The 19,619-nt window shown below is 62.0% G+C and carries 16 protein-coding genes and 1 pseudogene; 9 read left to right on the forward strand and 8 right to left on the reverse strand.

All coding sequences use genetic code 11. The features are described 5' to 3' along the window. From BN1132_RS17605 to BN1132_RS20085, 7 genes and pseudogenes are all read right to left on the reverse strand, one after another. A pseudogene (locus BN1132_RS17605) lies at nt 1–198 on the reverse strand (sugar ABC transporter substrate-binding protein); the annotation flags it as partial. Nucleotides 199–214: 16 nt separating this feature from the next. Further along, complete coding sequence (locus BN1132_RS17610) at nt 215–622, reverse strand: ExbD/TolR family protein (protein WP_005327075.1); 408 nt, start codon at nt 620–622, stop codon at nt 215–217. Between the two features lie 67 nt (nt 623–689). Beyond that, nucleotides 690–1,217, reverse strand: a complete 528-nt coding sequence (locus tag BN1132_RS17615; RefSeq protein WP_042079118.1) for a MotA/TolQ/ExbB proton channel family protein — start codon at nt 1,215–1,217, stop codon at nt 690–692. Nucleotides 1,218–1,227: 10 nt separating this feature from the next. Beyond that, nucleotides 1,228–2,601 (reverse strand): MotA/TolQ/ExbB proton channel family protein, encoded by a 1,374-nt coding sequence (locus BN1132_RS17620; RefSeq protein WP_042079119.1) that lies wholly within the window; start codon nt 2,599–2,601, stop codon nt 1,228–1,230. Beyond that, nucleotides 2,598–3,362 carry a DUF3450 domain-containing protein gene (locus BN1132_RS17625; protein ID WP_042079120.1) on the reverse strand — a complete coding sequence of 255 codons (765 nt, stop codon included), beginning with the start codon at nt 3,360–3,362 and terminating at the stop codon, nt 2,598–2,600. The genes BN1132_RS17620 and BN1132_RS17625 overlap by 4 nt, the downstream gene beginning before the upstream one ends. Nucleotides 3,363–3,464: 102 nt before the next feature. Further along, nucleotides 3,465–6,071: a TonB-dependent receptor plug domain-containing protein gene (locus BN1132_RS17630; protein ID WP_042079121.1), complete on the reverse strand. Its 2,607-nt coding sequence runs from the start codon at nt 6,069–6,071 to the stop codon at nt 3,465–3,467. A gap of 411 nt (nt 6,072–6,482) precedes the next feature. Next, nucleotides 6,483–6,794, reverse strand: coding sequence for a hypothetical protein (locus tag BN1132_RS20085; RefSeq protein WP_157005480.1), 312 nt, complete (start codon nt 6,792–6,794; stop codon nt 6,483–6,485). Between the two features lie 14 nt (nt 6,795–6,808). On the opposite strand from BN1132_RS20085, the gene BN1132_RS17635 reads away from it, so the two are divergent. The 5 genes from BN1132_RS17635 to BN1132_RS17655 all read left to right on the forward strand — a co-directional run bounded on the left by BN1132_RS17635 (nt 6,809) and on the right by BN1132_RS17655 (nt 13,037). Beyond that, a complete protein-coding gene (locus BN1132_RS17635) occupies nt 6,809–7,834 on the forward strand; it encodes an ABC transporter permease subunit (protein ID WP_042079122.1) in 1,026 nt (341 codons plus the stop codon). A 103-nt stretch (nt 7,835–7,937) separates the two neighbouring features. Then, nucleotides 7,938–8,981, forward strand: coding sequence for an ABC transporter permease (locus BN1132_RS17640; RefSeq protein WP_042079123.1), 1,044 nt, complete (start codon nt 7,938–7,940; stop codon nt 8,979–8,981). An 82-nt stretch (nt 8,982–9,063) separates the two neighbouring features. Continuing rightward, nucleotides 9,064–10,881, forward strand: a complete 1,818-nt coding sequence (locus BN1132_RS17645; protein ID WP_042079124.1) for an extracellular solute-binding protein — start codon at nt 9,064–9,066, stop codon at nt 10,879–10,881. A 25-nt stretch (nt 10,882–10,906) separates the two neighbouring features. Beyond that, nucleotides 10,907–11,944, forward strand: a complete 1,038-nt coding sequence (locus BN1132_RS17650; protein ID WP_042079125.1) for an ABC transporter ATP-binding protein — start codon at nt 10,907–10,909, stop codon at nt 11,942–11,944. 91 nt (nt 11,945–12,035) lie between these two features. Next, the gene (locus tag BN1132_RS17655; protein WP_042079126.1) at nt 12,036–13,037 is read left to right on the forward strand and encodes an ABC transporter ATP-binding protein; all 1,002 of its coding nucleotides are present in this window, start codon (nt 12,036–12,038) and stop codon (nt 13,035–13,037) included. Nucleotides 13,038–13,646: 609 nt separating this feature from the next. On the opposite strand, the gene BN1132_RS17660 is transcribed toward BN1132_RS17655, so the two are convergent. Continuing rightward, a complete protein-coding gene (locus BN1132_RS17660) occupies nt 13,647–15,098 on the reverse strand; it encodes an aminoacyl-histidine dipeptidase (RefSeq protein ID WP_042079127.1) in 1,452 nt (483 codons plus the stop codon). A 920-nt stretch (nt 15,099–16,018) separates the two neighbouring features. On the opposite strand from BN1132_RS17660, the gene gpt reads away from it, so the two are divergent. The 4 genes from gpt (at nt 16,019) to proB (ending at nt 19,604) form a co-directional block, all read left to right on the forward strand. Next, nucleotides 16,019–16,486, forward strand: a complete 468-nt coding sequence (gene gpt / locus BN1132_RS17665) for a xanthine phosphoribosyltransferase (RefSeq protein ID WP_042079128.1) — start codon at nt 16,019–16,021, stop codon at nt 16,484–16,486. Between the two features lie 155 nt (nt 16,487–16,641). After that, entirely contained in the window at nt 16,642–17,910 is a 1,269-nt protein-coding gene (gene frsA, locus BN1132_RS17670) for an esterase FrsA (protein WP_042079129.1), read from the forward strand. A 63-nt stretch (nt 17,911–17,973) separates the two neighbouring features. After that, nucleotides 17,974–18,366 (forward strand): sigma factor-binding protein Crl, encoded by a 393-nt coding sequence (crl, locus tag BN1132_RS17675; protein ID WP_042079130.1) that lies wholly within the window; start codon nt 17,974–17,976, stop codon nt 18,364–18,366. 134 nt (nt 18,367–18,500) lie between these two features. Continuing rightward, nucleotides 18,501–19,604, forward strand: a complete 1,104-nt coding sequence (gene proB, locus BN1132_RS17680; protein WP_042079131.1) for a glutamate 5-kinase — start codon at nt 18,501–18,503, stop codon at nt 19,602–19,604. The last annotated feature ends 15 nt before the right edge of the window (nt 19,605–19,619 follow it).

The following is a 19,619-nucleotide window of genomic DNA, read 5'->3' on the forward strand; positions in this document are numbered from 1 at the left end:
GTTCGGGGGCGGCGGCTTGGGCAGTTCCCGTTGCTTCTCTTGCAGGGTCTCCTGAGGCTTGAGGCGGATGAAGTCGGTCATGGTGACGTCCTCCCTCTCCGTCAGCTCCCGGTGATCCGGCGTGATGAGCTTGTTCATTCCCAGGAACAGGAAGAACACCACCACGCAGGAGACCGCCAACGATATCAGGTATCTCATAGGGCTCGCTCCGGCATCAGCTGCTCTTGCTTGCCGCGATGGAGATGTTCTGGACACCGGCCATGCGGATCTGATCCATGACCTGGACCACCAGCCCGGAACGGGACTCGGTATCGGCCTGGATCACCACGGCGCTCTCCGGGTTCTCCGCCCGCAGCCGCTCGATGTTGGCGCGCACCGCGCCCACCTCGACGACCCGTTTGTCGACCCAGACCTGACCGTTCTCGCGGACCGCGACCATGATGTTCCCCTTCTTCACCGTCTCGGCCGTGCTGGCGCTCGGGCGGTTGATCTCCACGCCGGACTCCTTGACGAACGAGGTGGTGACGATGAAGAAGATCAGCATGATGAACACTATGTCCAGCATGGGGGTCAAATCGATGGCCGCCTCGTCCGCACCGCTGTCGCTGTGACGTTTTCTCATGGCAAAAAACTCCTTGCTTGTTCTGTGCCCCGGCGGGTCAGGGCCTGCCGGGGATGTGCATCCTGCATCAGCCGTGTTTCAGGTTGTCTTCCAGCTTCTGCACCGCCAACTTGGCCTTGTGATCGAGCTGGTTGACAAAAAACAGGCCGGAAAGGGCGGCAATCATGCCCGCCATGGTCGGCACCGTCGCCTTGGAGATCCCCGAGGCCATGGCGCGCGGCGACCCGGTGCCTGTGATGGCCAGGGTGTCGAACACCTGCACCATGCCGACCACGGTCCCGAGCAGCCCCATCAGCGGGCAGAGGGCGATCAGCACCTTGATGACCGGCATCCCCTTGTCCACCGCCATGGCGACCCGGGAGACCAGCTCGCGGCGGATCTGTTTGGCGGACCAGGAGAGGTGATCGGTGCGGGCCAGCCAGGCGGCCTTGGTCTGCTTCACCTGCTTGGGGTAGACCGCCCTGAAGTAGAACCAGCGCTCCAGCAGCAGGGCCCACATCATCAGGGTCAGGAAGAACAGGGCGACCAGCACGTCGCCCCCCAATCCCAGAAACCGGCGGACCGACTCGACTTCTTCAATCAACCAGAACCACATGGGTGACTCCTTAGGCTGCGGCCTTGGCGGCGTGCAGGCGTTCCTGATAGCGGGCGACGAAGCCGGCGCTCTGCTCTTCCAGGACCTGGATGAGACGGCGGCTCTGGGTCTGCACTATGGTGTAGAGGAACAGCATGGGCACGGCCACGACCAGACCCTGCATGGTTGTCACCAGGGCCTCGGAGATGCCGCCCGCCATCAGCTTGGGATCGCCGGTGCCGAACAGGGTGATGGCCTGGAAGGTGGCGATCATCCCCACCACGGTACCCAGCAGACCCAGCAGCGGGGCGACCGAGGCGATCAGCTTGATGATGCTGATGCCCTTCTCGAACTTGGGCACGTTGCGCAGGATGATCTCGTCGAGCTTGGACTCCAGATCCTCGATGTTGTCACCGCGGTGCTCCTGGTAGGCCACCAGCATCTCGCCGATGGGGTTGCCCTTGATGACCTGCTCGGATTTGAGCTGCTTGCGCATGGCGCCGCCGATGAGGGAGAGGCGGGCACCGCAGAACAGGGCCAGCAGGGTCCCGAGCACGCCGAGCACCATGATGACGTAACCCACTTCACCCCCCTGGTCGATCCGTTCCTTCAGGGTCGGGGACTGCACCAGCAGGGAGAGGATCACGCCGCGGGACGGATCGATGAAGACGGGCTTGACGCTGCCGTCACCCTGCTCAAAGTCGGCCACGGGCTCCAGTACCGCCTTGTCGGGCTGGCGGGGCAACTGCTCGAACTTGCCGGTCTCCGGCACGAAGGTGAGGTACTTGCCCTCGGAGACGGTGTTGAACTCGCCGATCTGGGTGACCGTCTTCTCGGCCTGGTTGCCCTCGCCGTAGACCACGGTCGCCGGGATCTGGCTCACCTTGCCACCGTCGACCATGCGGCTGAGGGTGGTGGTCCAGAAGGCGGTCAGGTCGTCGCTGGAGGGGAGCTCCTTGCTCTCGGCCAGACGGGTCAGCAGGGCGGTCTGCTCGGGATGCTTGACCCGGCGGGCGGAGGCGTTGAAGATCCCCTTGAACTCGCCGGCGAACTGGCGCAGCACGCCGAACATCTCGCCCATGTTGCCGGAGCGCTGGCGCAGGGTCTCGGTCAGCTCGGTGAGCTGCTTGTCGTTGGCATCGAAGGTGGCCTTGAGCTGTTCGCCCTTGGCAACCTCGGCGGCCAGCTCCGCCTTGGCCTTGGCCAGCAGGGCGGTCTGCTCGTTCTTGTCGGCCAGGAAGCGGGCTTCCCGCTCCTTGTTGAGCTGGGACTCGCTGGTGCTGGCGGCCTTGACCTGATTGAGCAGGGCATTGAGATCCACCGGCTTCTCGGCGGCGGTCACCGGCAGGGTGACCAGGGTGGCGCCCGCGATCAGCGAGGCGATGGCAAGTTTGATTCCTTTCATGATGCTTTCTCCGCAGTTTGAACCGGCAGCTTGATGAGGGCGGGAGGTGCCTGCTTCTTGGCGATGCGAAGGCCCTGTTCAACCGCGCTGCGATACTCCTGGGGCAGCTCCTCCCACTGGCGGGTCTTCTTGTTCCACATGCCGGTCTCATTGCCATCCGGGGACTGGTAGAGCAGGGCGATGCGACCCACGCGCAGGAACTCGTAGGTCTTCTCGCCGCCATCCTTGTCCAGGCTCGCCTTGTAGGCTTCGATGGTGCGGCTGAAGCCCTCTTCGATCTGGTAGGCCTCGAGGATCTTGCGGTACTTCTCGGAGATGGTGACGTCGGCCCGGTTCATGAGATCGGTCAGGGCCGCCACGCGGTCCTCCCGCTCGACCTTCTGGAACGGCAGGTCCAGGGCCACGAACTGATCGAGGGAGTCGATCATCTTGAGCATCAGGGGTACCACTTCGGTGCTGGTCTGGTCGATCTGGGCGATCTGCTTCTGCATGGAGGCGAGCTCGGCACTCTGGGACTCGACCATCTTGCCCACCTGCTCGTTGTAGGTGCGCAGGCTGTCGACCTGGCGCAGGGCGGCCTTGTACTGGGCCAGGGCTGACTCGGCAGAGTCGGCGTAGCTGTCGATCTTCTGCTGGGAAACTTTGGAGGCATTGTCGGTGGCGGCTTGAGCGTCCACGGCCTGACCGGCGGTGGCGGCACTCAGATTGAAGCTGGTCAGCAAGGCAGCCGAAACCAGGCTGCCGAGGAGCGCTTTCTTCATTGTAATTGTCCTTGTTTTCATAGGATTACCCTATCTCCGTAACTTCCTTGGGGCATGGGGCAAAGCCGGCCCGACCGGGCCGGCTTGTCATCTGCTGGTGGATTAGAACTTCTGGCTGTAGTCGAGGTAGTAGATGCGGCCGTCGATGCTGTAGAGATCCTCGTCATAGGTAAAGCCATCGCTCTCGAGGGACGGGCCCACGTTGAACATGTTCTTCACCCCGACCTGGATCTTGCCATCCCAGGGGGCATCCACGCCGACGTTCAGGTTCCAGGTGGTCTGGGACGCGATGTGACCCACTTCCTCACCGGTGTCGGCGATGTAGTCCTGGCTCTGGGAGTCGATGTAGTTCGCGCTCAGGTAGGTATCCATGTTCCACCACTGGGGAACGTTGACGCCCACGCCGGAGCTGAAGCGCAGCTGCGGCAGACCGTTCTGGCCGATCTTGTCGATGACGGGGCCACCGGCGTACAGACCTTCCTTGTACTCCAGGATGTAGGTACCGCCCAGGTCGTAGCGGATGGTGGCGGCGTTCAGGTCGTAACGGTAATCCAGCTTCAGATCCAGGCCGCTGGTGTTCAGGGTGCCGAGGTTGACCATGGGGGCGATGGCGCTGCTGATCTTGCCCTGGCTGTTGCGGACTATGTTGCTGGAGCCGCCGTTGTTCAGCTCGTCATAGATGACGGACTGCAGGGAGTTCAGCTGGATCACGTCCTCGATCTTGATGGTGTAGTAGTCCAGGGAGAGGTTCAGGTCGTCCAGCGGGCTGTAGGCCACCCCGAAGTTCCAGGTATCCGCGGTCTCTTCCTTCAGATTTTCGTTGGCGGTGCGGGTGGTGGTGTACTGGCGGTTCGGGCAGTCGGCGGCCGAGATGCCGTTCGCCTCGCAGTAGACATAGTCCTTGGCCCAGTCGGCGGACTCCGAATCTGCCGCGTAGAGATCGCTCAGGCTGGGGGCGCGGAACGAGCGGGACCAGGAGGTACGCAGCATCAGGTTGTCCAGCGGCTGGTAGCGCAGGCTCGCCTTGGGCGAGAAGGCGCTGCCGAAGTCGCTGTAATCATCGAAGCGGCCGGCCACGTTCAGCTCGACCTGCTCGGTGATGGGCACCAGGGACTCGATGTAGGCGGCTGTTACGTCGCGCACCCCACCGGAGGAGTTGCCGGCGGAGCCGATGATGTTGCCGGCCTCGGACTGGGCATCGTACTTGTCGCTGTAGACCCAGTCGTTGTACTCGGCGCCCGCGTACCAGCTGACCGGACCGGCCGGCAGCTCGCCCATGTCCCACTGGACACCGGCGTACCACTGGTAGAAGTCCATGGTGGAACGGCGGCTGGTGTCGGCGGCCATGGAGGCCGTGGTATTGGCGTCAAACTCGCCCCCCACGAACTTGCCGTCGGCAACCGCCTGCTGGGCGGCGGACTTCAGCACGTAGCCGGTGCCGTTCTCCTTGTTGTCGGTCTTGGAGTACATGTAGCCGGCGTTCCACTGCATGTCGCCGACACTTTCCGTGGTGACAGTGCCCTCGAAGCCGAGGTTCATGCTGCCGGTCACGTCAGTCACGTAGTTGTCACGGGGACCGACGTTGCTGAAGCGGTAGTAGGCGTAGGCTGCCTCACCCAGACCCTGGGTGGCGGCGGCATCCAGGCCGTTGTCGGTGAAGAACTGGGCGTTCTTCGGGTTGGCCGGATCTATGGTGAAGGCGCCGGCGGCGGGGGCGAAGCGACCGAAGCTCTCGACCCGGGAGCCGATGAGCTGCGGCACGAAGTCCACGGTGTCGTTGATGTGGTAGCGACCGTTCACGTAGAGGGTGTCACGGCTGCGGGAGGCGGTGGTGGCCGCGACCTGGCCATAGTTGAAGTTGCAGCCGCCCTCGAAGCCGATGAAGGGTTCTTTGCAGGTGCCGTCGGCATTGGTGGCGCCGGCCAGGGGGCCGTATTTCCAGATGGGATCCCCGTTGGCATCGAGGCCGGTGATCCCTTCCACGTTGCGACCGTAGGGGCTGGGGGCATCGTTGCCCTGCTTGGCGAGATAGTCGCGATCACGGCTGTAGATCACGTCCTTCTTGTCGTGCTCGTAGACCGCCATCAGCGAGCCCTTCTCGCCGTTGATCCCCGCGACCATGGAGCCGCTCTTCTCGTCACCGCCCTCTTCGGTCGGGGAGCCGAGGCGACCCTGGAAGGTCAGGCCTTCGTAGCCCTCTTTGAGCACCACGTTGATGACGCCGCCGATGGCGTCGGAACCGTAGATGGCGGAGCCGCCGTCCAGGTTGACCTCGACCCGTTCAACGGCGGCCATGGGGATGGTGTTGAGGTTGATGGAGGTGCCACCCATGGTGGGGGAGCCCGCCACCCGCTTGCCGTTCAGCAGGACCAGGGTGCGCTCTGAACCCAGGCCGCGCAGGCCGACGGTGGATTGGGACTGGAAGGAGCTGCCGGAGGCCGGGGAGACGCCGCCAAAGGAGTTGTAGGAGGCTTGCTTGAGGTAATCGGCGACGGTCTGCTGACCTGACTGCTCGATCTTTGCCTTGGTCACGGAGACGACCGGGGTGGCCCCCTCCACGTCGACCCGGGAGATCCGCGAGCCGGTAACCTTGATTTTTTGCAGTTTTTCGACGTTCTGGCCCTCTTCGGCCAGGACAGGGGTGGCCACAACTGCCGCGCTCGCCAAGGCAAACGCTACGGCAGCAGAGAGTCTGCTTTTCCTAAGCATGGCTAGTATCCTTCCTGATTGTTTTTTGTTTGCTTCCATTACCGCCCTCGTTGGAGCGGTGCGTAAGGCTTATCAAGGTTTGATGACGGACGTCAAATGGAGCGGCGAGGATGGGGATGAAGCAGGGAATCAGATGACTATCTATGATTGATGGATTGTTTTTGGCGTTTTATTCCGAAAATATCAATCAAGATTGTGTAAAGATGTTGTTAATTTCGATCTTTGCAATTTTATTTATTATTTTTGAACTTATCGATAACTCGCCTGTCTCGCCAGGATCAATATCGTTAACCCATACTTTTACAGTATATTCATCTGCCTTTCTGCGGGAGGCCGTTTTGAGCTGGTCTGATCTCCATGGATATATCCCTCTTCTTCTACAGGTAAAATAAAGAGGGCGATGATTGGTTTTTATCTTGTTGTTTTTATTGTGCTTTGCAATTCTTTAAACGGGTGTGTAATTAATTTTTTAATAATTAAAAACAAGTTAAAGAGGATGGTGTAGCAGTTTTTTATATTGAAGTTGGTTTTTTTGAAAAAAATCATCGGCGAGATATGCTGCGGGAGGGATGCCATGATCGCTGGCTTGGTTCTACTTGATTTTTGTTGCAGAGCTTTTACAGTGACCAGGCCGGATTGTCTGCCAATGCCAGTCAATTCAGCGAGTAATGCCAGGAAGGACAGGCCTGTCACCGGATGTGACTGGCCATAAAAGAACAACAAGGACGAGGTTCCACATGCTGTCGTATTTCTTACGTCGGATGCTTCTGATCATCCCGACGTTTCTCGGGATCACCCTGCTCGTCTTCACCATCACCCGTTTCGTGCCGGGTGGTCCGGTCGAGCGCATGCTGCTGCAGGCCCAGGTCTCGCAGAACGAGTCCGGCCGCTCCAGCGGCAGCAAGGGGGCGCAGGCGCTCTCCGACGAGCAGATCGAGGAGCTCAAGGCCTTCTACGGCCTCGACAAGCCCATGCTGATCGCCTATTGGGAGTGGCTGCAGAAGCTGGCGGTGCTGGATCTCGGCGAGTCGACCCGTTACTACGAGCCGGTGTGGGATCTCATCAAGGAGCGGCTGCCGGTGACCGCCTTCTTCGGGCTGGCGACCTTCCTGCTGAGCTATGCCGTCTCCATTCCGCTCGGGGTGGCCAAGGCGCTCAGGCACAACAGCCGCTTCGATTCGCTGAGCTCCATGCTCATCTACATGGCCTATGCGCTGCCCGCCTACGTGGTGGGGATCTTCCTCATCACCGTCTTCGCCTTCCATCTGGAGTGGCTGCCCATGGGGGGCTTCCCGGGGGACGATTTCGAGTACATGGAGAGCCGCTGGGATCAGATCCGCACCCTCTTCGCCCACGCCCTGCTGCCCCTCATCGCCTACGCCATCGGGGATTTTGCCATCCTCACCATGACCATGAAGAACAGCCTGATGGAGAACCTGTCGGCGGACTACGTGCGCACCGCCGTGGCCAAGGGGTTGCCGTTTCGCAAGGCGGTCACCGACCACGCCATGCGCAACAGCCTGATCCCCATCGCGAGCCACCTGGGGTCCGTGCTCACCGTCTTCTTCGGCGGCTCCTTCCTCATCGAGACCATCTTCAACATCGACGGCATCGGCCTGCTCGGCTACGAGGCCATCGTGGAGCGGGATTACCCCACCGTCATGGGCATCCTGGCCATCACCTCCATGCTGATGCTGGTGGGCAACATCGTCTCCGACATCTGCGTGGCCCTGGTCGACCCCCGTGTCAGATTTGGAGACTGAGGATGAATCTGATCTCTCTTCTCATGCCGATGTCACGCCCTATCGTCTCCGATATCTGCGTTGCACCTCCTGTGGATCCCCGCGTGCGGTTTGGAGAATAACCATGCAGCTCAATCCGGTTACCTTGAAAAAACTCAAGCGCTTCAAGTCCATCAAGCGCGGTTACTACTCCTTTGTCATCTTCTCGGCCCTGGTGGTCATCTCCCTGCTGGCGGAGCTCCTGGTCAACAGCCGGGCGCTGGCGGTGAGCTATCAGGGGGAGCTCTACTTCCCCACCTATGGCGACGTGATCCCGGGGCAGCACTTCGGGCTCGACTACGAGTACGAGACCAACTACCGCCAACTGCAAGCCAAGCTGGAGCAAGAGGACAAGGGAGACTGGGTGCTGCTGCCCCTGGTGCCCTGGAACCCCTATGAGCAGGACTTCAAGGAGGAGGCCTATCCGCCCTATGCGCCTAGCCTCACGGAGCGCCACTTCCTCGGCACCGACACCAGCGGTCGCGACGTGCTGGCACGGCTGGTCTACGGCTTTCGCATCGCCATCGGCTTCGCCTTCATCGCGCTGGTGGCGAGCTATGTCATCGGGGTCAGCATCGGCTGCATGATGGGCTTCCTCGGCGGCCGTTTCGATCTCATTCTGCAGCGCTTTATCGAGATCTGGTCCCAGGTGCCCTTCCTCTACGTCATCATGATCCTGGTGTCCCTGGCCAAGCCGAATTTCGGCCTCTTCGTCGGCATCAACGTGCTGTTCGGCTGGATGGGGATCACCTGGTACATGCGCACCCTCACCTACAAGGAGCGGGCGCGGGACTATGTGATGGCGGCGCGGGCCCAGGGGGCGGGCACGGGGCGCATCATCTTCCACCACATTCTACCCAACACCCTGATGATGATCGTCACCCTGGCGCCGTTTGCCGTGGTGGGCAACATCTCTACCCTGACGGCGCTGGACTATCTGGGCTTCGGCCTGGCGCCGCCGACCCCGAGCTGGGGGGAGCTGCTCTCCCAGGGGATCAACAACCTGGATGCCATCTGGATAGTGAGCTCGGTGGTGGCGGCGGTGAGCCTGGTGCTCATCATGGTCTCCTTCATCGGCGAGGCCATCCGGGAGGCGTTCGATCCGCGCAAATTTACCCGTTATCAGTGAGGCGCGGCGCCATGCCAGGCCGCGTTGACAGAACCCTTGATGAATAAGCCCCCAGTGCAGGGGCATGACCAGGAAGTCAAACATGAACAATAAAATCAAATGGATAGGTGCTATTTTTCTGCTGGTGAACGGATCCTGGGTGTGGGCGGCCAGCCTGCCTGCGGATCTCAAGTGGGAGACCAACGACACCGACCCCGTGTTCGCCTCGCCCAAGGCGCTGCCCGGCGGCACCCTCAACCTCTTCGTCGACAGCTTCCCGCTGACGTTTCGCACCGTGGGGCCCGACTCCAACGGCTCGTTCCGCTCCTTCATCCAGGACAACCAGCTGAGGCTCATCAGCTTTCACCCCAATACGGGCAACCCCATTCCCTCGCTCGCGAGTGCCTGGGCCATAGCGCCGGACAGCCAGACCGTCTACTTCAAGCTGGATCCCCGCGCCAAATGGTCCGACGGCAAGCCGGTCACCGCCGATGACTACACCTTCGGCTACGAGATGATGCGCTCCAAGGACATCAAGGGGCCCTGGTTCAACAACTACTACACCACCGAAGTGGTGGCGGTGGAGAAGATCGACGACCACACCATCCTAGTCAAGGCGGGCAGCCGCAAGGCCAAGCTGGATCTCCTCAACACCACGGAGCTGTGGCCCCAGCCCAAGCACTACTACAAGATGGGCCCGAACTGGGTGAAGCAGTACAACTGGGCCGTGGTGCCCACCACGGGCCCTTACGTGATGAGCGAGGTGAAGAAGGGCAAGTCCGTCACCTTCAGCAAGCAGAAGGAGTGGTGGGCAAAGGACGATCGCTACAACCAGCACAGGTTCAACATCGACACCATCAAGGTGCAGGTGATCCGCGACCACAACATCGCGTTCCGTCACTTCCTGAAGGGGGAGCTGGACACCTTCGAGATGATCCTGCCGAACTGGTGGCATGAGAAGGCGGTCACCCCGGAGTACAAGAAGGGCTATGTGCAGAAGGTGATGGCCATGACCGACACCAAGCAGGGCGGGCAGGGGATACACCTCAACGTCAGCCATCCCAAGCTGGCGGACATCAACGTGCGGCTCGGCATCCAGCACGCCATGAACCTCGACAAGATGATCGAGACGGTGCTGCGCGGCGACTACGACAGGGCCACCACCTTCGGATCGGGTTTTGGCGAGTTCACCGACATGACGCTGCCGGAGCGGGCCTACGACATCGCCAAGGCGCGGGAGTACTTCGCCAAGGGGGGCTACGGCAAGCCGGGGCCGGACGGCATACTGCAGAACGACAAGGGCGAGCGGCTGACCCTGGCCCTCACCTACACCAGCCAGGAGCACTCCAAGCGGCTGACCGTGCTCAAAGAAGAGGCCAAGAAGGCGGGCCTGGATCTGGAGCTCAACCTGGTGGACGGTGCCACCGGCTTCAAGGTGATGCTGGAGAAGAAGCACGAGGCGGCCTGGCTCGGCTGGGGCGGCGGCGGTCTCTACCCGCAATACTGGGAGTCCTTCCACTCGGACAACGCCAACAAGCCCCAGACCAACAACCTGTTCAACGTGGCGGACAAGGAGCTGGATACCCTGATCGACGCCTACAACGTCGAGTTCGACATGGCCAAGCGGGCCGGGATTTCCCGTCAGATCCAGCAGCGCATCTATGATCTCGCCATCTTCGTGCCCGGCGTCCAGCTCAACTATGTGCGGGCCAGCAGCTGGCGCCACGTGATGCTGCCAGAGGTGCCCGCCACCCGAAACACGCCGGATCTGCTCTACTGGCCCATGGATGGCTACCCCCACAGCAGCGGCGGCCTGCTCTGGATCGATCCCAAGGTGAAGGAAGAGACCCGGAAGGCCAAGGCCGAGGGGGAGGCGCTCGCCCCCGTCACGCTGATCGACAAGACCTATGCACGTCATTGATGTGGTTGAGAAGGGAGCAGCAGTCATGCCCAACACACAGGCCCCCGTTTTCGGTGCCAGGCATCATGAGGATCCGCGCCATGCCCCCATCCTGGAGGTGCGCGATCTCGAGGTGGAGTTCGCCGTCGACGACGGCAAGATAAAGGTGCTCGACGGGGTAAGTTTTTCCGTGGCGCCGGGCAGGACCCTGGGCATCGTCGGCGAGTCCGGCTGCGGCAAGAGCGTCACCTCGCTCGCCATCATGGGGCTGCTGCCCAGGCCCCACGGCCAAGTGGTGGCAGGCTCCATCCGTTTTCAGGGGGAGGAGCTGCTCACGCTGGCACCGGATCAGATGTACAGGGTGCGCGGCAACCGCATCTCCATGATCTTCCAGGAGCCCATGACGGCGCTCAACCCGGTGCAGACGGTCGGGGATCAGCTGATGGAGGTGTTTCACCTGCACAGGCCGGACTACAGCAAGGCACAGCGCCGGGAGGCCGCCATCGCCATGCTGCAGAAGGTGGGGATCCCGGAGCCCGTCCAGCGGTTTTCGGCCTATCCCCACAACCTGTCGGGGGGCATGCGCCAGCGGGTGATGATCGCCATGGCGCTCGCCTGCGAGCCCGACTTGCTCATCTGCGACGAGCCGACCACGGCGCTGGACGTCACCATTCAGGCCCAGATCCTGGATCTGATGAAGGCGCTGCAGGCCCAGACCGGCATGGCCATCATCTTCATCACCCACGATCTCGGGGTGGTGGCGGAGCTGTGCGACGAGGTGGTGGTGATGTATGCGGGGAGGGCGGTGGAGCGGGCCGACATCTACGAGCTGTTTGACCATCCGCGCCATCCCTATACTCATGGTCTGATGGCCTCGATCCCGCGCCTCGAAGATGTGCCAAAGAGCCTGCTCAAGACCATCAAGGGCCAGGTGCCCGCCCTGCACGAGATGCCGGCGGGGTGCCGCTTCTCCAACCGTTGCCCCCATGCCACCGCACTGTGCGTGGAGACCATACCGGTGACCGAGCAGCTGAGCGTTCGCCACGCCGTGGCCTGTCACCACTGGAAGGAGTTGAGCATATGAGTCGTGTGTTGCCGGTACGGGACGGGGCTCCGTCCTTCTGCGGGGCAGAGGCATCGCCACTGTGCCTCCCAAGCGGTGGGGGGAGAGCGTCATGAGCACCTTGTTGTCCATACGGGATCTGAAACAGCACTTCAAGATGGGCGGCGGCTTCCTGCGCAAGCAATACACCGTCTATGCGGTGGATGGCATCAGCTTCGATCTCCGGCAGGGGGAGACCCTCGGCCTGGTGGGGGAGTCGGGGTGCGGCAAGTCCACCCTGGGGCGCTCCCTGCTCAAGCTGTTCGAGCCGACCGCCGGCTCCATCACCTTCGAGGGGCGCGACATCACCCACCTCTCGCCCAGGGAGATGCGCTCCCTGCGCCAGGAGATGCAGGTCGTGTTCCAGGATCCTGCGGAATCCCTCAACGGCCGCCACACCGTGGGGCAGCTCCTGGAGGAGCCCTTCATCATCCACGGCAAGGGCAACGCCGAACAGCGGCGTGCATGGGTGCAGGAGCTGCTGGACAAGGTGGGGCTGCCCGGCAGCGCGGCGGATCGCTATCCCCACGAGTTCTCGGGAGGCCAGCGCCAGCGCATCGGCATCGCACGGGCCATCGCCCTCAAGCCCAAGCTGCTGGTGTGCGACGAGGCGGTGTCGGCCCTCGACGTCTCGGTGCAGTCCCAGATAGTGAACCTGCTGCTCACCCTGCAGCGGGAGATGAACCTGGCCATCATCTTCATCGCCCACGACCTGTCGGTGGTCAAGCACATCTCCGACAGGATTGCGGTCATGTATCTGGGCCGGATCGTCGAGCTGGCAGAGGCCCAGCAGCTCTATCTGGCCCCCCGTCACCCCTATACCCAGGCTCTGATCTCCGCCATCCCGGTGCCGGATCCCCGCAGGCGCAGCCAGCGCATCCTGCTGACCGGGGACGTGCCGTCCCCCATCTCGCCGCCGAGCGGCTGCCACTTCCATCAGCGCTGCCCCTATGCGACTGAGTTGTGCCGCACCACGTCACCCGATCTGGAGCCGTGCGGCGGTGCGGCTCATCAGGTGGCCTGCCATTTCCCCCTGGCCCCGGCGGAGGCGGTGCCGCTGGGAAAGGCGATATGATGCCGGTGCCCGCATCGCAGCAAGATGGCACGGGGGACAAGCAATAAAAAAATGGGGCCTGCAGGCCCCATCTTCATGGTTGGAGTTCAGGTTTGGCCGTGGAACATCTGGCCCGGGCAGGACAGCGCCCCGAAGGGGTGGCTGTTGTGTGGATTGCTGGATTGTTTTGTAGTTTTATTACGTTGCTAACTTCAACTTCCGGACGGACGACATCAGGCGCCATAGCGGAAGTAGTAGTTGCGGGTTGCAGGCGCATAAGTGTCTTTCTCTTCGACGCCTTTCTTGCTGGTTGCACCCTTCAGGTGGAACAGCACTGCCAGGTTCTCAAACATATATTCACCTCATCGGTTGGTGTTCATCGGTTGCGTGTGACCTGGGTCACGGTTTGATCCTATGGCCTTATGTGACCTGGATCAACTTTTTGTGTTGTAAATTTACATAAATCATGGAAAAGGTTTTCAAAAGCAGGGTTGCTTATGGATACGATTTCAAGCCCGGGTCGCGGTTGGGAGGGCGAAGGCTGGGCAAAAACTGGCAGGCCGGGAGGGGCAGCCAAAAAGATGCCCCGCACGGGGCGGGGCATCTTTGTTGTCGAGGTGACGCGGCTGTTTACTTGGCGGGGATATGTTCCAGCACGTGGACCAGCAGTTGCCAGAAACGCTCGACCGCCGGGATGTGCACCTTCTCGCCCGGCGCGTGGGCGCCGCGGATGGTCGGGCCGAAGGAGACCATGTCCCAGTCCGGATAGGCGCTCTTGAACAGGCCGCATTCCAGGCCGGCGTGGATCACCATGACGTTCGGCATCTCGCCAAACAGGGTCTGGTAGCTGCTGCGCACCAGTGCCATCACAGGGGAGTCCACGTTCGGTGCCCAGCCCGGGTAGGCGCCGGTAAACTCGCAGCTGGCGCCGGCCAGGGTGAACAGGGAGCGGGTCATCTGCTCGATGCTCTCGCGACCGGAGTCGATGAGGGAGCGGATCAGGCACTGCACGTACACCTCACCGTCGAGTGTCTTGATGACGCCCAGGTTGGTGGAGGTCTCGGTGACGCCCGGAATGGCGTCGCTCATGCGCATCACCCCGTTCGGGCAGGCCATCAGGGCGTCCAGCAGGCGGGACTGCAGGCTTTCGCTCATCAGCTGGGCCGGTTTGTCCCGGGCGGTGAGCAGCACGGTCAGGTTGGCTTCGGTGGCGGCCAGCTCGCTCTGATAGATGCCGGTGTAACGGTCGACCAGGGCCTTGAACTCGTTGACGCTGGCGGCGGGCACCAGCAGGCTGGCGCGGGCCTCGCGCGGGATGGCGTTGCGCAGGGTGCCACCGTGGAGCTCGGCCAGACGCAGGCCGAGCGGCTCGGCGGCCTTGAGCAGGCGCACCAGCAGCTTGTTGGCGTTGCCGCGACCGCGGTGGATGTCGACCCCGGAGTGACCGCCGCGCAGCCCCTTGACCTGCAGCTCGAAGCCTTCGCCTTCAGCGGCGGCGACCCGCTCCAGGGGGAAGCGGATATTGGCATCCACCCCGCCGGCGCAGCCCATGTAGACCTCGCCATCCTCTTCGGAGTCGGTGTTGAGCAGGATCTCGCCCTCCAGCCAGCCCGCTTCCAGACCGAAGGCGCCGGTCATGCCTGTCTCTTCGTCCGTGGTCAGCAGCACTTCCAGCGGGCCGTGCTTGATGCTCTTGTCGGCCAGCACGGCCAGACAACCCGCCATGCCCATGCCGTTGTCGGCACCCAGGGTGGTGCCGCGGGCGGTGACCCATTCGCCGTCGATGTAGGCATCGATGGGATCCTTGGTGAAGTCGTGCTGGGTGTCCGCGTTGGCCTGGGGCACCATGTCGATGTGGGCTTGCAGCACCACGGCCTTGCGGTTTTCCATTCCCGGCGTGGCAGGTTTCTTGATGATGATGTTGCCGACGGCGTCCTGTTTGACCGCCAGGCCTTCTCCCTGGGCCCACTGCACTATCCAGGCGCTGAGCTGGGCTTCGTGCTTGGAGGGGTGGGGGATGGAGCAGATCTGCTCGAAGAATTGCCAAATCAACTTGGGAGACAGAGAACTGAGCTGTGCCACGTCGGGACTCCTTACCTGCATGGAAATTGTCGGGGCCCCATCTGCGGGCCTGGGAAGAGGACAACGATAATACAGTCAATCACGCAAAAATGTGAGCGATCAGCGCAAATAGCGGTCTGCTTGTGCTGGCAAAGGGCATCGACATGGCGCACTTCACTGTCCCGCCTCGTTGAATCAGCACAAGATGAAATTCGTGATGCGCATCACAAAAATATTGTCATTTCGGCGCCGAATGGTAAATTAGCCGCCGTGGCCAGCCCACTTGTCAGGATGACAATCAATGCCTCCAGGGAACCGAAGCAAAGCAAGTGCGCCTCCATGGAACCGAGTGTCCGTTCAGGGATTTGAACCCGCATTAAGGTACGTAACTTGTTAAGCAATCAGGAGTTCATGATGTCAGGCAGCAATTCAACCTATTGGTTTGCCCAATCCCTCTATACCCAGGGCTTCAACTACCCGAATCCCTACGCCAGTCGCCGCTGAGGCTGACAGGCAACCCAAGAGCAGCAGGAGTGAGGACCCCATCCTCCCCTGCTATTTTTTTGTCCGGCATTCGGAAATGAGCTGCTCGAATGGACACCCTGCTGGCGAAAACCTGTTCCCCGTGTAGCCTGAACGGCGGGAGATGGCCGACTTTTCCTGCTTTTCGCATACGTTTGCCACTCTTTTTATCGATAAAGGGTGCTATCATACCGGCCCAACAGCCGGCCCGAGTGCGGGATCCTGCCCGACATGGCCGCCAGCTACCTCCAATCCCTGCGTTCACTGCATCCGTGTCTGCCACCGAGGCGCCAGCCCTGAGGCGGTAGACGTGCAAGCAAAATTCGGGAAACGGAGCGCCAGAATTGACCGGATCCCCTGTGTCTGCCGGGGTCCTTGCCTCTTAAGTGATTGCTTTATAACTCGTTGAGATCGATAGCATGCCAAAAAAGTTTTATGTGTCGTGGGATAACCTGCAACGTGAAGCGCGCCGTCTGGCCCGTCGTCAACTGCCTGTCAGCCAGTGGAAAGGGATCATTGCCGTCAGCCGCGGCGGTCTGGTGCCTGCGGCCCTGATGGCCCGCGAACTTGGCATTCGCAACGTCGAAACCCTCTGCATCTCCAGCTATGACCACGACAACCAGCGTGAACTGGTGGTCGTCAAGGCGGCCACCACGGCCGGTGACGGCGAAGGTTGGCTGGTGGTGGACGATCTGGTGGACACCGGCGGTACCGCCAAGGCGATCCGCGAGCTCTATCCCAAGGCCAGGTTCATCACCATCTTCGCCAAACCCATGGGGGAGCCCCTGGTGGATGACTTCGAAGTCGCCATCCCGCAGGACACCTGGATCGAACAGCCCTGGGACATGGCGCTGGAATTCGCCAAGCCTATCTGCGACGAAGCCTGATCATTGCCTTGCCTCGACCGGTCGCCGTGTCTGGCTCCCTGAGGCATCAATGATCCACTCGGGCCCCTTTTGGGGCCTGATGCGTTTCAGGTGTGGCTGCCCGCCCTGAAAAGTGGTTAAGATGGAGCATTGTTTGCGACAGAAGAGCCACCATCTTGGAACCAAACGACGATACCAACCTGACGGAAAAGCTGTTCACCCGGGTCAAAAAGGTATTGGAAACCTCCGAAATCTCCAATTCCAGCCCGGTTGACGAGCACGATGGCTCGCTGACCGAGAGCTTTATCGACGGTGCCCTCTCCCCCCGCTGGTATCGCCTGCTGCGTCGGCCGACCTGGGCCTGGCAGGGGGCGGATCCGGTAGAGGTGGAGCAGACCCTGGCCCAGATCGCCATGGGGCAGGGGGAGCGCAGCCACGAGCGCTACCTGGATACCATCAAGGGCTATGTGCCCGGCAACTGGGTCTATGAGTGGAGCCAGCTGGCCGGTCGCTACTTCAACCGGGGGCGCGAGCTGGTGGCCCAGGGGGAATCGGCCAGCGCCCTGAAGCATCTGCTCAAGGCGGTGCGCTACTACTCCATCGCGAGCTACCCCCACCTCAAGCACGACGAGCTGGCGGATCAGGCCCAGTTGCTCGGCAACATGGCCTATCGCGAGGCCGGACGCCTGTTCAAGGTGCCGCTCAAGGAGCTGCAGGTCCCGTTCCGGGGCAAGACCATCCAGGGCTATCTGCACCTGCCCACCACCGACAAGCCGGTGCCCCTGGTCATCGTCAGCGGTGGCATCGACTCCCTTCAGGTCGACTTTCTCAACTTCTACTTCAAGTGCCTCGAGCCCCACGGCATCGGCATGCTGTCTCTGGACATGCCGGGGACCGGCTATGCCGAGCACTGGCCGCTGGTGCAGGACACCAGCCGCCTGCACCAGGCGGTGCTGGGCTACCTCGCCGAGGTGGCCTGGGTCGATCACCAGCGCATCGCCATGGTGGGTTTCCGCCTGGCCGGCAATGTGGCGGCCCGCCTCGCCTTCGTCGAGCCCTTCAAGCTCAGGACCGTGGTCTGCATCGGTGCCGGCATCAATCAGGTGTTCACCAACCAGGAGCTGTTTGCCCGCTGCCCCCGCATGATGCGCGACGGCCTGGCAAACCGGCTGGGGGCCGATGCTGGCCAGTGGGATCTGCTGCGCACCAAGTGCCAGGTCTTCTCCCTCAAGACCCAGGGGCTGCTGGGGAGCCGCACCTCTGTGCCCATCCTGAGCATCGGTCACAAGAAAGATTTCATCTGCCCCGAGCAGGATGTCCGGGCATTGGCCGCTGCGAGTCGCAACGGCAAGGCGGTGGTGTTTGACAAGCAGCCGCTGCTCGAGGTGTATGACGAGGCGCTGAAAGAGACGGTCGATTGGCTGAAAAAGCACTTATGTACATGATATAAAACTAAAAATGTAACATCACCATGTGATGGTATGGCTTGTTCAACAGGGAGGTTCAGCATGTCAGAGAGAGTGACCTACAAGCGATTGCTGCGGCAGTTCGCGGCCATTGGCCCCTATTTGCGTGAAGATCTGTGCGAGGAGGGGCGCTACCGCTTCGACTGCCTGTCCGTCTGCGTCAGCGCCAAGCCGGCGCCGGACAAGCGGGAGTTCTGGGGCTGGTGGCTGGTGCTGGAGCAGGAGGATCACCACTTCAGCTACCACTATCAGGTCGGCTTCTACAATGCGGAGGGGGTCTGGCTCGACAAAGCGCTGCCCAAGAAGCACCAGGCCGAGGTGGAGCGAACTCTCCATCACTTCTACAAGCTCATCAGCGGCAAGCTGGCCCAGCTGGAGTGCACCCTGTCACCCGCCGACCAGGTGACCGCCGAGCTGAGCGTGACGGCGGCCTGATCTCCCGGCCCCCTGTCTGACTGGCGCGGGGCCGCTTCTCTCTTGCCCTTGCAACCCGGCAGGCTTAATTGCCTTGCAGGGCAACAGGGCCGTGGGTATAAAGGGATTCCTTACTTTTCTAACCCTTCGTTCCCATGGAAAACAGAACCATAGTCGTCAAACTGGGCACCAGCGTGCTCACCGGGGGATCTGCCCGGCTCAACCGTGCCCACATGGTGGAGCTGGTCAGGCAGTGTGCCGCCTTGCATCGACACGGACACCGTGTCGTCCTGGTCACCTCGGGGGCCATCGCCGCCGGTCGTGAACACCTAGGCCATCCTCCGCTGGCGCCTACCCTGCCGAACAAGCAGATGCTGGCGGCGGTCGGCCAGACCCAGCTCATCCGGGTGTGGCAGGACCTGTTCAATCTCTACGGGCTGCACATCGGCCAGATGCTGCTGACCCGCGCCGATCTGGAAGACAGGGAGCGCTACCTCAATGCCCGCGATACCCTGCGTACCCTGCTCGATCACCGCATCATTCCCGTCATCAACGAGAACGACGCCGTGGCCACCGCCGAGATCAAGGTGGGGGACAATGACAACCTCTCCGCCCGTGCCGCCATCCTGGCGGACGCCGATCTGCTGATCCTGCTGACCGATCAGAAGGGGCTCTTCACCGCCGATCCGCGCACCAACCCGGATGCCCAGCTCATCGAAGAGGTGCAGACCATAGATGACACCCTGCGTTCCCTCGCCGGCGACAGCGTCAGTGGCCTCGGGACTGGCGGCATGGCTACCAAGCTGCAGGCGGCCGACGTGGCCCGCCGGGCCGGGGTGGACGTGGTGATCGCCACCGGCCAGATCCCGGAAGTGATCGGCCGTCTCGCCGCAGGGGAGCGGGTAGGGACCCTGTTCCCGGCCCTGGCCTCCCCGCTGGAAGGGCGCAAGAGCTGGATCCTGGCGGGCCCCCCTCCGCACGGAGAGGTGCAGGTGGATCAGGGGGCCGTGGCCGCCATGCAGGAGAAGGGCTCCAGCCTGCTGCCCAAGGGCATCACGGCGGTGAAGGGCGACTTCGCCAGGGGCGAGGTGGTGCGCATCCTGGATCCCAAGGGGAGCGAGCTGGCGCGCGGCATCTGCCGCTACGATCACGTCGAGCTGGAGAAACTGCGCGGGGTACACTCGGATCAGATCGAACAGGTGCTGGGGTACGGCTACGGGGCCGTGGCCATTCACAGAGACGATATGGTGCTGCTATGAGCAGTCCCAATGAAA

This window comes from Aeromonas sanarellii (genome assembly GCF_000820085.1).
Taxonomy (GTDB): Bacteria; Pseudomonadota; Gammaproteobacteria; order Enterobacterales; family Aeromonadaceae; genus Aeromonas; species Aeromonas sanarellii.